Raw genomic sequence first — 11,840 nt, forward strand, 5'->3', positions numbered from 1 at the left:
TTCGGACGCGCGCTGATGTCGAAGCCCAAGCTGATGCTGATGGACGAGCCTTCGATGGGGCTCGCCCCGACCATGGTCGAGAAGGTGCTCAGCAGCGTCCGGACGATGGCCGACGCCGGCATCGGGATCCTGATGGTGGAGCAGAACGCCGACGCGGGCCTGCGGATCGCCGACTCGGTGGTCGTGGTCAACCGCGGCGAGACGGTGTGGACCGGCACCGCGAGCGAGGCCCGGGGCAACAAGGCCATCGTGCACGCGATGCTGGGCGAGGCGGCGCTCGACGATGCCTGAGCAGGGGCTGGCCGGAGGCCGACCGGGCGAGAAGGACATCGAGGACCTGGCACAGGCCAAGCTCGGCCTGGCCGAGCAGCAGCAGCTGTGGGACGCGCAGACCGAGTGCGTGCTGTCGTTCCTCCAGGACGGCCTCCCCACCGCGGTGGTGATGAGCTTCCAGGTGGACCAGGACGGTCACTTCTGGTTCGCCACCGTCGAGGGACGCCGCCAGGTGCGCGGGGTCGACTCCGACCCGCGGGTCGCGGTCGTGGTCTCCAACACCGGGACCGACCTGCCGGGGCGCCGGATGGTGGCGCTGCGCGGGGAGGCCCGGGTGCACCGCGACCGCGAGGTGGTCAGGGACCGGGTACGCCGGCTGGCTCCGCGCCTGGCGCCGGAGGACCCCGACGCCTTCGTGCGGCTGCTCGACAGCCCGAAGCGGGTCGTCATCGAGGTGGTGCCCACCCGGATCACCGCCTCGCACGACTCCACGAGGCTCGCCGGTGACGGCCGCGGAGGGAAGACCCCGTCCGCACCTGCTGAAGAGGGATCCGTTGACACCGACTCCTGACCCGTCGTCTGCGGACCTCAGCATCGGGGAATGGCTCGCCGCCCTGGCGGCGGACCCGGCGCGCCGTGGGGCCGAGGTCGCGATCGAGGACGAGCGCGCCGGGATCCTCGAGCTGGACGGTGCGGCCAGCTCGGTCGCGGCGGGCCTGCTGGCGCTCGGGCTGCGCCCGGGCGACCGGGTGGCGGTCCTGACCGGCGCCCGGATCGCCGCCCTGCAGGCCTGGTTCGGCATCGCCCGCGCCGGACTGGTGGAGGTGCCGCTCAACCCGGCCTCCGGTCAGGTGCTCCTGCAGCACTGCCTCTCCCGGTCCCGGGCCCGGGTGATCGTCTGCGCCCCCGAGCTGCTCGGTCTGCTCGCAGGGGCGGTGGCCGGCTCCTCGGTGGAGCACGTGGTGCTCCTCGACCCCGACGAGACGGCGCCGCCGGCCGCGGCTCCGGCAGCCGGGCTGCCCGGGCTCGCGACCAGCAGCTTCGCCGACCTCCTCGCCCACCCCGCGGGCCACGCCCCGGCCGACCTGCCCGCGGTCGACCCCGGCTCGACCGCGGTCATCCTCTACACCTCGGGGACCACCGGGCCGCCCAAGGGTGCACGCCTCTCGCACCGGGCCAATGTCAACCTGGCCCGGCACACCGTGGGCCTGATGGGCTACACCCCCGCGGACCGCCTCTACAGCGTCTTCCCGCTCTACCACTCCAACGCCCGCTACTGCTCGGTGATGGCCGGCCTCGAGGCCGGGGCCCGGGTGCTGATGCACCGCCGGTTCACCGCGTCGGGCTTCTGGGAGATCTGCCGCCAAGAGGGCGTCACCGCCTTCAACTACCAGGGCGCCATGATGAGCATCCTGCACAAGCAGCCGGCGCAACCCGACGACCGCGACAACCCGGTCCGGGTGGCGTTCGGCGCCCCGTGCCCGGCCGAGATCTTCGAGTCCTTCGAGGAGCGGTTCGGGCTGCGGCTCACCGAGATCTACGGCAGCACCGAGCTCTCCCTGATCTGCCAGATGCCGCCCGAGCGGCGCCGGGTCGGCACCGCCGGCCAGGAGTCGCCGCTCTACCGGGTCGCCGTGGTCGACGAGCACGACGAGGCGCTGCCCGCGGGCGTGCCCGGTGAGATCGTGGCCCGGCCCAAGCACCCGGGCTGGATGTTCGACGGCTACGAGGAGGACGCGGCCGCCACGGTGGCCGCCTGGCGCAACCTGTGGTTCCACACCGGTGACCGCGGCGTCCTCGACGAGGACGGCTACCTGACGTTCCTGGACCGGATGAAGGACACCGTCCGGCGCCGCGGCGAGAACGTCTCCACCTGGGAGGTGGAGCGGGTCATCGCCGAGCACCCCGACGTGGCCCAGGTCGCCGCCTTCGGGGTGGACTCCGAGCTCTCCGAGGAGGAGGTGATGGTCGCGGTGGTCCCCGTCGACGGGGTCGAGCTCGACCCTCGGGCCCTGCTGGCGCACTGCGCGGGCCGGCTGACCGCCTTCGCCGTCCCGCGCTTCGTCCGGCTGGTCGACGTACTGCCGTTGACGCCCAGCCAGCGGGTGGAGAAGTACAAGCTGCGCCAGGACGGGGTCACCCCCGACACCTACGACCGGGAGGCCTCGTGACCGCCGTACTGCCCGACCACCTGCAGGGCTACCAGCGGGTCCGCCTGGAGTCGCTGGAGGCCGGCGTGCTGCTGGTGACCATGTGCCGTCCGGAGAAGCTCAACGCGATGGACCAGCAGTGGTTCGCCGAGCTGACCCGCCTGATGCGCAGCGTGGGCAAGGACGGCGACCCGCACCGCGCGGTGGTGCTGACGGGGGAGGGGCGCGCGTTCTCCGCCGGCGGCGACATCGACATGTTCCACGGCCTGGCCGGGGACGTGCAGCTGGTCCGGCCGCACCTGCTGCGGGTCTACGAGGCGTTCCACGCGGTCGAGAAGTGCGCGGTCCCGGTGATCGGCGCGGTCAACGGGATCGCCTTCGGCGGCGGCAGCGAGCTCACCCTGGCCTGCGACGTGGCGTACGCCGCCGAGTCGGCGCGGTTCTCCTTCAAGGAGGCGTCCGTGGGGCTGATGCCCGGCTACGGCATCGTCCGCGGACCGGACGTCATCGGCCGCACCTGGACGCGCTACCTGGCGCTGAGCGGGCGGGTCGTGGACGCGGCCAAGGCGCTGGAGATGGGCCTGGTGGCCGAGGTGCACGACGACGACCGGCTGGTCGACGCGGCGGTCGAGCTGGCCACGGAGATGGCCGGCAACTCCCCGCTCGCCGTGCAGGTGGGCAAGGCGTTCCTCAACCGCGGGACCGAGGTCGGCTACCCCGAGTCCGTCGAGGCGATCGCGCTGCTCTTCGGCACGCCGGAGCACCGCGACGCGGTCGCGGCGTTCCGGGCCCGCCGTACCTGACGCCGCCCTTCGGTGCAGATGCGCAGCTGGGGCGGTGCCGACCGGCGTACGACGGCCCCAGGGGCGCAGGTGCGTCGTCAGGGTCGCGGCTGGCGGACCGACCGTTGCGGGGACTGAGCCCCATGGGTATATTGCTGATCATGAACACCATCAATAGGTGGTAGGAGAGGAGTGCCCGTGGGCAGCATCGAGGTGGCCGAGCGCCGCAACGTCGTGTGGATCACCATCAACGCACCGGAGCGTCGCAACGCCTACGACCTGGACATGGCGCGCGCCATGATCACCGCGGTCGAGGACGCCGCCGAGGCCAACGCGGTGGTGATCACCGGCACGGCCGGCAGCTTCTGCGCCGGCGGCGCGCTGACCCAGCTCGGCGATCCCGACCCGGCCCAGCTGCGCCGCCTCTTCACCACCTCCCTCAAGCTCCTCGACGCGATCCGCGCCTGCCCGCGCCCGGTGATCGCAGCCGTCGACGGGGCAGCCGCCGGCGGCGGCAACGAGCTGGTCGTGGCCTGCGACTTCGCGATCGCCACCGAGCGCTCGACGTTCGGCCAGACCGGGCCCAAGGTCGGGTCCGCGCCGGTGCTCGGGGCGACCAACCTGATGGCCGTGCAGATCGGTGAGCGCCGGGCCAAGGAGATGGCGATGCTGTGCCGTCGCTACTCCGCCGCCAAGGCGCACGAGTGGGGCCTGGTCAACGAGGTGGTCCCCGACGACGGCCTCGAGGCCGCGGTGGAGCGGATGCTCGACGAGATCGACGCCCTCAGCCCGCGCTACCTGGAGATCGCCAAGACCAGCAGCAACCAGTGGTGGAACCTGTCGAAGGACAACATGGCGGCCAACCTCGGCGCCCTGATCCAGGCGATCGGCAGCGACGACATGCTCGAGGGCGCCAGGGCCTTCCTGGAGAAGCGCAAACCCGACTTCCGTGGCGCCCTGCGCGCCAAGAAGTCCTGACGAGGGATTCGACACGTGACTTTCCGCTACTACCGCGACCTCAAGCCCACCTTCGCCGACCGCTCGCAGTGGGCGCTGCCCACCGTGCTGCGGCACCACGTCGCCGAGCGGCCGGACTCGGTCTGGCTCGACGTGCCCGAGGAGAGCGCCACCTGGACGTTCGCCGAGATGCTGGCCTCCGCCGAGCGCGTGGGCCGCAACTTCCTCACCAACGGCGCCGGTCAGGGTGACCGCGTGGTGCTGGTCGCCCAGAACTCCTCGCGCTTCGTGCGCACCTGGATCGGCACCGCGGTCGCGGGCCTGGTCGAGGTGCCCATCAACACCGCCTACGAGCACGACTTCCTGGCCCACCAGGTGCGCACCGTGGAGGCGAAGCTGGCCGTCATCGACGACGTGTTCGCCGAGCGGTTCGTCGCGGTCAAGGAGGCCGCCTCCACGATCACCAAGTTCTGGGTGATCGACAACGGCCAGCAGGACAAGGCCATCGAGCTGCTCCGCGAGGCCGGCTGGGACGCCGCGCCGTGGGACGAGCTCGAGGTCGAGCAGCCGGCCGGCAGCTCCGTCGAGCTGCCCGAGGTGCACCCCCAGGACCTCGCGTCGGTGCTCTTCACCTCCGGCACCACCGGGCCCTCGAAGGGCGTGGCGATGCCGCACGCCCAGATGTACTTCTTCGCCGACGAGTGTGTCTCCCTGGTCCGGCTCACCCCCGACGACGCCTGGATGACGCTGACCCCGCTGTTCCACGGCAACGCCCAGTTCATGGCCGCCTACCCGACGCTGGTCGCCGGTGCGCGCTGCGTGATCCGCAGCAAGTTCTCCGCCAGCCGTTGGATCGACCACGTCCGGGAGAGCCGGGTCACGGTCACCAACTTCATCGGCGTGATGATGGACTTCATCTGGAAGCAGGACCGCCGCGAGGACGACGCCGACAACCCGCTGCGGGTCGTCTTCGCCGCCCCGACCGCTGCCACCCTGGTGCAGCCGATGAAGGAGCGCTACGGCATTGAGGCCTTCGTCGAGGTCTTCGGCCTGACCGAGACCTCCGCACCGATCATCTCGCCGTACGGCGAGGACCGCCCCGCGGGTGCGGCCGGCCTGGCCGCCGACGAGTGGTTCGACGTGGCGCTGGTCGACCCGGCCACCGACGAGCCGGTCGCGGTCGGCGAGATCGGCGAGCTGGTGATCCGCCCGAAGGTGCCATTCATCTGCTCCATGGGCTACTACAACGCCCCCGACAAGACCGTCGAGGCCTGGCGCAACCTCTGGTACCACACCGGCGACGCCCTGCGTCAGGACGAGGACGGCTGGTACTACTTCGTCGACCGGTTCAAGGACGCGCTGCGTCGCCGCGGCGAGAACATCTCCTCCTACGAGATCGAGACCTCCGTGCTGAGCCACCCGGCCGTGGTGGAGTGCGCGGTGATCGCGGTCCCCGCCTCCACCGAGGCCGGGGAGGACGAGGTGATGGCCTACGTCATCACCCAGGACGAGGTCACGCCTGCGCAGCTGTGGGAGCACTGCGACGGTCGGATCCCGTCGTTCGCCGTGCCGCGCTTCCTGCGCTTCGTCGACGAGCTGCCCAAGACCCCGTCGCAGCGGGTGCAGAAGGCCAAGCTGCGTGAGCTCGGAGTCACCGAGGACACGTTCGACCGCACGCCCGAGACCCGCTGAGGAGCTGACGTGCACCCCTACCGCTCCATCCTCTTCGTCCCCGCCCACAAGCCCGAGTGGGCGCGCAAGGCCCTGGCCTCCGGCGCTGACTGCCTGGTCATCGACCTGGAGGACTCGGTCCCGGCCGGCCTCAAGGAGGCGGCCCGCGACACCGCACGGCAGACGCTGGCCGAGCTGCGCGCCGAGTCACCCGACGTGGGTCTCTTCGTGCGGCCCAACGCCCTGGACACCCGGATGTCCGGGGCCGACCTCGAGGCGGTGGTGGGGCCCGACCTCACCGGCCTCTTCGTGCCCAAGGTCCGCGACGCGGTCGACGTGGTCCGGTGGGAGACGCTGATCGACTGGTTCGAGGCCCGCAACGGGGCCGAGGGCCTGGAGATGATCGTGCCGGTCGAGATGGTCGAGGCGATCACCAACGCCTTCGAGATCGCCGGTGCCTCGCCGCGGGTGGGCGCCATGATCGGCCCCACCTCCGAGCACGCCGACATCGCGCGCGCCGTCGGCTACCGCCAGTCCCGCGAGGGCAGCGAGACGCTGTACCTGCGCAGCCGCATCCTGCTGGCCTGCCGTCAGTACGGCCTGCACGCCATCACCGGGCTGTGGGAGGACCTCGGTGACCTCGAGGGCCTGCGCGCGTTCGCCGACTACGGCCTGCAGCTGGGCTTCCGGGGACAGATCCTGATCCACCCCTCCCACGTGCCGGTCGTGCACGAGGTCTTCACGCCCTCCGACGAGGAGGTCGCCTACCACGAGGAGCTCGTCGCGACCGTGGAGAAGGCCGCTGCCGACGGTCACGGGGCGGTCCGCTTCCGCGGCACCCACGTGGACCTGGCGCACGCCGACAAGGCGCGGGACTGGCTGGTGCACGCACGCAAGGTGCGCGGCGAGAGCTGACCTGATCCCCGCCGGGGCTGCGCGGCACGCGGGACTCCGACCTGTCGCGGGAGCAGGCCGAGGTGCAGGCGGCGCAGTACGCAGCCGCCGAGACCGACGCCCGGCTGACCGAGATGGCCTCCCGGCAGGGGGCCCTCGACGCCGAGCTCGTCCAGCTGGACGAGGCGCTAACAGCCGCGGACACCGCCCAGCGGGCCCTGGGCGAGGCGGCCCGAGAGCTCGGGAGCGCCGGCGACTGGACGACGTACGACACGTTCCTCGGGGGTGGCGTCTTCGCCGACCTGGCCAAGCACCACCGCCTCGACCGGGCAGGCGCGCTGATGCGCCACGCGGACGCCGCGCTGCGCCACCTCGCCGCCGAGCTGGCCGACGTCCAGGTCGCGGCCGTGGGAGAGGTCGGGGTCCCCGAGCTCACCCGGACCCTGGACATCTGGTTCGACAACATCTTCAGCGACTGGGCGGTCCGCGACCGGATCAGGAGGCGTCCGCCCGGGTGCACCACCTCCGCGCCGCCGTGGACGCCCTGGGTCACGAGCTGGCGCGCCGCCGGGCGGGGGTGCAGACCGCCCAAGCCGAGCTGGCCGTTGGCAGGCGATCCCTGCTCTCCGCCCGCGCTGTGCCCTAGCCTCCACCCACAAGCGGAGCGTGGGAGCCGCCCCTCGTTGTCATGGCGATACCGGCGACCCGCTAGCAGCAGGGAGAGGTGCGATGCGTGAGCCGATCGATCTCAGCTACCCCTTCCGGGGCCGGTGGCTGACCCAGAACAGTCCCGCCGACCGGGTCCCGAGCCACGGCACCACCCTGTTCGCGACGTCCTACGCCATCGACTTCGTCCCGGTCGACGAGACCGGGCGGACCGCACCCGTCACCCTCACGACGCTGCTGCGCCCCGAGCCCGCGGACCGGTTTCCGGGGTTCGGTCGCCCCGTCCTCGCGCCCGCGTCGGGGACCGTGGTCGCGGTGCACGACCAGGCGCCCGACCACGACGCCTTCCGCGGACTGCCCTCGGTGGGCTACGCGCTCACCCAACGTCGCCGGGCGGCCGCGGGCTGGGAGGCGCTGGCGGGCAACCACGTGCTGATCGCGCTCCCCGAGGGCCCGGTGGTCGCGCTCTGCCACCTGCAACGCGGCAGCGTCCAGGTGGTGCCGGGGCAGCAGCTGCGGGTGGGCGAGCCGCTCGGGCGGTGCGGCAACTCGGGCAACAGCACCGAGCCGCACGTCCACCTCCAGGCGATCGACCAGCCCGACGTACGTCGTGCCGGCGCCGTGCCGCTCGCCTTCGCCGGCCGGCTGCCGCGCAACGGCGAGGTCGTCGACGCCGGGTGACGGCCGCCGCGACCGACGCACCCGCCAAGATGCCCAATTTAAGGGGCACGTCGAGCGGTCCTCCGACTCGTACAGTCGGAACGCGGCCGAGGCGATCGGCACGGAGCCGAAACCGCTCATCGGTTGCCCGAAGGGGAAGCCATGAAAACTGCGTCCAAGCTGGTGGCAGCAGGTGCGGCGTCGGTCGTGCTTGCCGCGGTGGCGGTGCCGTCCGGTACTGCTACCGCGGGGCCCGACCGGGCCGCCCAGGTCAGTGCCTCGAAGGCCTCGAAGGCCTCGAAGGGTGCCGTCACCCCGCGTGACCCCCTGGCGCGGAGGTTCGTGCGCGGTGTCTCGCTCGAGGAGATCACCGAGCACCAGGTCGCGCTGCAGCGGATCGCCTCGCTCAACGACGACACCCGCGAGGTGTTCTCGCCCGGCTACCAGGAGTCGCTGGAGTACGTCGTCTCGACGCTGCGCGACGCGGGCCTGAGAGTGCGGGTCGACCGGTTCAACTACCCGGTCTGGGAGGAGTCGCAGCCGCCGGTGCTCAACCAGGTCTCCCCGACGCCGAAGACCTACGTCCCCGGTGACGCCGAGGATGACAACCAGCCGACGGTCGACTTCATCGCCATGGGCAACTCGCCCACCGTGGAGCTCACCAACGCGCCCGTCTTCCCCGTCGGCGGCATCGTCGACCCGCCCACGGGTGGCTCGACCAGCGGCTGCGTGGCCGCCGACTACGCCGGCGTGGCGGGCAAGGTGGCGCTGGTCCAGCGCGGCACCTGCGCCTTCGTCGACAAGTGGGAGCTCGCCGAGGCGGCCGGCGCCACCGGGGTGATCATCTACAACGAGGGCAACACCCCGGAGCGGCAGAACCCGATCTTCGTGGACGACCAGCCCGACACCCCGGCGACGATCGCCGCGGTGATCTCCAGCTACACCGTGGGCAACGAGCTGCTGCAGGCCTACAAGGCCGGCCAGAACCCGACGGTCGACGTCAAGGTCTACGGCACGTTCACCGACCGCTTCCTCCCGCAGGTGATCGCGGAGACCCGCGGCGGCGACCCCGACCACGTCGTCGTGGTCGGCGCGCACCTGGACTCCGTGCCAGCCGGGCCGGGGATCAACGACGACGGGTCCGGCGTGGCGACGCTGCTCGCCCAGGCCGAGGAGCTCGCCGAGGGCCGGCACCACCTGCGCAACAAGATCCGCTTCGCGTTCTGGGGAGCCGAGGAGAACGGCCTGGTCGGGTCGGTCTACTACGCGCTGAACCTGAGCCAGCGCGAGGTGGACCGGATCGACGTGATGCTCGACTACGACATGCTCGCCTCGGCGAACTACGTCCGCTTCGTCTACGACGGCGACGGCAACGCCGCGCCCGACAACCCGGCGGGCCCCGCCGGCTCCGGCAAGGTCGAGCAGGTCCACGACGACTGGTTCCGCTCACAGGGCCTGACCAGCGAGCGCACCCCCTTCGACGGTCGTTCCGACTACGTCGGGTTCACCCTGCGCGACATCCCCGCGGGTGGCGTGTTCGCCGGCGCCGAGGGCGTGAAGACGCCTGAGCAGGCGGCGGAGTACGGCGGGTCGGCAGGCTCCTGGTACGACCCGTGCTACCACCAGCCCTGCGACAACCTGAGCACCGTCCTGACCGGGGTGCCGCCCCTGGAGGCCGAAGGGCTCGCCCCCGAGGGCGACGAGGCCGCCAAGCGTGCGGCCCAGCGCGAGATGGCCGGGGGAGCGTTGACCGGCCTGGACGAGATGTCGGACGCCGCCAGCTACGCCGTGTACTACTTCGGGGCCTCGAAGGACCCGTTCGGCACGCGTGGTCACCGGCCCGACAAGGCAGAGGGCAAGGCGCAGGGCAGGGCGCAGGGCAGGGCGGAGGCGGGCCACGGCTATCCGTGGCGGGGGCACCACCGCAACCGTCGCTGAGCAGGACCCCTGGACCCCTGCGCGCGACGTCAGCCGGGTGCAGGGGTCCATCCCGTCCCCGGACTGCTGCGCGAGGTGGGAGCCAGATAGCCTCCGGCAGATGCCCAGTCCGCCCCCGTCCAGCGCTCGTCGGCGCAGCGCGTCACGGCGCCGGAGCCGGACGCGACAGCCGCCGCGGCCTCTGCCGAGCGCCGGGCCCGGCGAGCGGCTGTGGGTGCTCGACGTCCCCTACGGCACCCAGGTCGACGGCGCCACCTGGCACCCGGGCGTCAAGACCCACCTGTACGTCGGCCCCGCCCTGCCCGCGCACCTCGCGCCGTACGCCCCGGGTCCGTACACGCTGGGCCGGTTCGTCGAGAACACCCTGAACCCCGACGACCCGACGCCCAGCCCCGAGCCGACCAACGCGCTCGAGCCCCGCAGGATCCAGTTCGAGGCGGCCGACGCGATCGCGGCGCGGGCCGCGGCGGGGGGACGGCAGTTCCTGCTGGCCGACGAGCCGGGGGTGGGCAAGACGATCTCGGCCGTCCTCGGGGCGACGGCGGTGGGTGACCTCCGCGGCGCGCGCCGGGTGCTCGTCGTCGCCGACCGGCCCGCCGCGATCACCATCGGCCACTGGTGCCGCACGATCACGGCGCTGGGCGACGGGGGTCTGGAGTGGGTCGTGATCACCTGGGACCGGCTGGAGAAGGTCACCGACCACACGTGGGACGTGATCATCGCGGACGAGGCGCACGCACTGCGGCGGACGACGACGAAGCGGTGGAAGCTCTGGACGAAGGTGTCGGGGCACGGGCGGCCGCACGACCAGGCGCCGTTCGTCATCGCGACGACCGCGACGCCGGGACACACGCCGCTGGAGCTGCCCTACCTCGCTCCCGCCTATGCGCAGGTGCTCGGCGAGCCGATGAAGGAGTGGACCTCGGCGACACAACCCGGGGCCGCGTTCGCAGGCGCCCTCGAGCGCCACGGCGTCGAGGTGGAGCACGGCCGCTACGGCGCGACCTGGACCACCGATCCCGCGCGACGCGCGGCGGACCTCAAGCTGGTCCGCGGCTGGCTCACCGAGGAGCGGCCTCCGGCGATGCTGCACCGCGCCGCACCGTGGGGGCCGGTGCCGATCTCCGGCATGCCGGTGGCCCTCACCCCGGCGGAGCGGTCCTCCTACGAGGCGGAGTGGGGAGCGTTCTGTCGCGAGATGGACCTCGCGCGACGCGGCCGCAACAAGGCGTTGGGTCGCGCCGCGCTGCTGCGCTTCCGGCAGAAGGCCGGGTTGATCCGGGTCGACTCGACGGTCGCCTGGATCGCCCAGCAGGTCCAGGCCGAGCGTCAGGTGGCGTGCTCGGTGGAGTTCGTCAGCACCGCCGCCGACCCCATCGCCGACCGGCTGCGCGACTCCGGCATCGAGGTGGCCACTATCTACGGCGGCGACCGGTTCGACGCCGAGGCCGAGCGGCTGAGGTTCCAGACCGGAGAGGCGAAGGTCTGCGTCTTCACCACGGTCGCCTCGATCAGCCTGCACGCCGGCGAGACTCTCGCCGACGGCCGCCGGGCGAGCACCGAGCCCCGGGTCGGCATCTTCCACCAGGCCCGCTTCTCGGGCATCGCCGCCCGGCAGGTGACCGGTCGCACCCATCGCGACCACCAGGTCTCGCCCTGGCACATCGCCTATGCCGAGGGCACCGTGGAGGAGCAGGTCGGCAAGGTCATGGTGGAGCGGATCGCCGCGGCCTCCGACTCGGTGGGAAGCGACACCACCGGCCTCGCGGACCTGGCGCAGCTCCTCGGGGCGGACTGGCTGCCGCCCACGACGCTGACAGCCGACGGGACGGCGTGAGCGAGCACCTGC

General features: G+C 72.3%; 11 protein-coding genes. All 11 read left to right on the plus strand.

Going from position 1 to position 11,840, the window contains the following annotated elements:
* Nucleotides 1–15: 15 nt before the first annotated feature.
* A complete protein-coding gene (locus C0R66_RS18910; RefSeq protein ID WP_199286795.1) occupies nt 16–291 on the plus strand; it encodes an ATP-binding cassette domain-containing protein in 276 nt (91 codons plus the stop codon).
* Nucleotides 284–844, plus strand: coding sequence for a pyridoxamine 5'-phosphate oxidase family protein (locus tag C0R66_RS03545; RefSeq protein WP_101523540.1), 561 nt, complete (start codon nt 284–286; stop codon nt 842–844). The genes C0R66_RS18910 and C0R66_RS03545 overlap by 8 nt, the downstream gene beginning before the upstream one ends.
* Entirely contained in the window at nt 828–2,444 is a 1,617-nt protein-coding gene (locus C0R66_RS03550) for an AMP-binding protein (RefSeq protein WP_158647883.1), read from the plus strand. Before C0R66_RS03545 ends, C0R66_RS03550 begins: the two co-directional genes overlap by 17 nt.
* Nucleotides 2,441–3,226, plus strand: coding sequence for an enoyl-CoA hydratase/isomerase family protein (locus tag C0R66_RS03555; protein ID WP_101523542.1), 786 nt, complete (start codon nt 2,441–2,443; stop codon nt 3,224–3,226). Before C0R66_RS03550 ends, C0R66_RS03555 begins: the two co-directional genes overlap by 4 nt.
* 177 nt (nt 3,227–3,403) lie before the next feature.
* Complete coding sequence (locus tag C0R66_RS03560; protein ID WP_199286796.1) at nt 3,404–4,183, plus strand: enoyl-CoA hydratase/isomerase family protein; 780 nt, start codon at nt 3,404–3,406, stop codon at nt 4,181–4,183.
* A gap of 15 nt (nt 4,184–4,198) precedes the next feature.
* Nucleotides 4,199–5,854 carry an AMP-binding protein gene (locus C0R66_RS03565; RefSeq protein ID WP_101523543.1) on the plus strand — a complete coding sequence of 552 codons (1,656 nt, stop codon included), beginning with the start codon at nt 4,199–4,201 and terminating at the stop codon, nt 5,852–5,854.
* A gap of 9 nt (nt 5,855–5,863) precedes the next feature.
* Nucleotides 5,864–6,748: an HpcH/HpaI aldolase/citrate lyase family protein gene (locus tag C0R66_RS03570; protein WP_101523544.1), complete on the plus strand. Its 885-nt coding sequence runs from the start codon at nt 5,864–5,866 to the stop codon at nt 6,746–6,748.
* A gap of 62 nt (nt 6,749–6,810) precedes the next feature.
* Nucleotides 6,811–7,464, plus strand: a complete 654-nt coding sequence (locus C0R66_RS03575; RefSeq protein ID WP_101523545.1) for a coiled-coil domain-containing protein — start codon at nt 6,811–6,813, stop codon at nt 7,462–7,464.
* Nucleotides 7,457–8,074: a M23 family metallopeptidase gene (locus C0R66_RS03580; RefSeq protein ID WP_101523546.1), complete on the plus strand. Its 618-nt coding sequence runs from the start codon at nt 7,457–7,459 to the stop codon at nt 8,072–8,074. The genes C0R66_RS03575 and C0R66_RS03580 overlap by 8 nt, the downstream gene beginning before the upstream one ends.
* Before the next feature lie 141 nt (nt 8,075–8,215).
* The gene (locus C0R66_RS03585) at nt 8,216–9,991 is read left to right on the plus strand and encodes a M28 family metallopeptidase (RefSeq protein ID WP_101523547.1); all 1,776 of its coding nucleotides are present in this window, start codon (nt 8,216–8,218) and stop codon (nt 9,989–9,991) included.
* 100 nt (nt 9,992–10,091) lie between these two features.
* Entirely contained in the window at nt 10,092–11,828 is a 1,737-nt protein-coding gene (locus C0R66_RS03590) for a DEAD/DEAH box helicase (protein WP_101523548.1), read from the plus strand.
* The last annotated feature ends 12 nt before the right edge of the window (nt 11,829–11,840 follow it).

This window comes from Nocardioides houyundeii (assembly GCF_002865585.1).
In the GTDB taxonomy this organism is placed as follows: Bacteria; Actinomycetota; Actinomycetes; order Propionibacteriales; family Nocardioidaceae; genus Nocardioides; species Nocardioides houyundeii.

What these genes read in the sequence shown, in the direction of transcription:
- C0R66_RS18910 (WP_199286795.1), top strand. Translation starts at nt 16, where the DNA reads ATGTCGAAGCCCAAGCTGATGCTGATGGACGAGCCTTCGATGGGGCTC.
- C0R66_RS03545 (WP_101523540.1), top strand. Translation starts at nt 284, where the DNA reads ATGCCTGAGCAGGGGCTGGCCGGAGGCCGACCGGGCGAGAAGGACATC.
- C0R66_RS03580 (WP_101523546.1), top strand. Translation starts at nt 7,457, where the DNA reads ATGCGTGAGCCGATCGATCTCAGCTACCCCTTCCGGGGCCGGTGGCTG.
- C0R66_RS03585 (WP_101523547.1), top strand. Translation starts at nt 8,216, where the DNA reads ATGAAAACTGCGTCCAAGCTGGTGGCAGCAGGTGCGGCGTCGGTCGTG.
- C0R66_RS03590 (WP_101523548.1), top strand. Translation starts at nt 10,092, where the DNA reads ATGCCCAGTCCGCCCCCGTCCAGCGCTCGTCGGCGCAGCGCGTCACGG.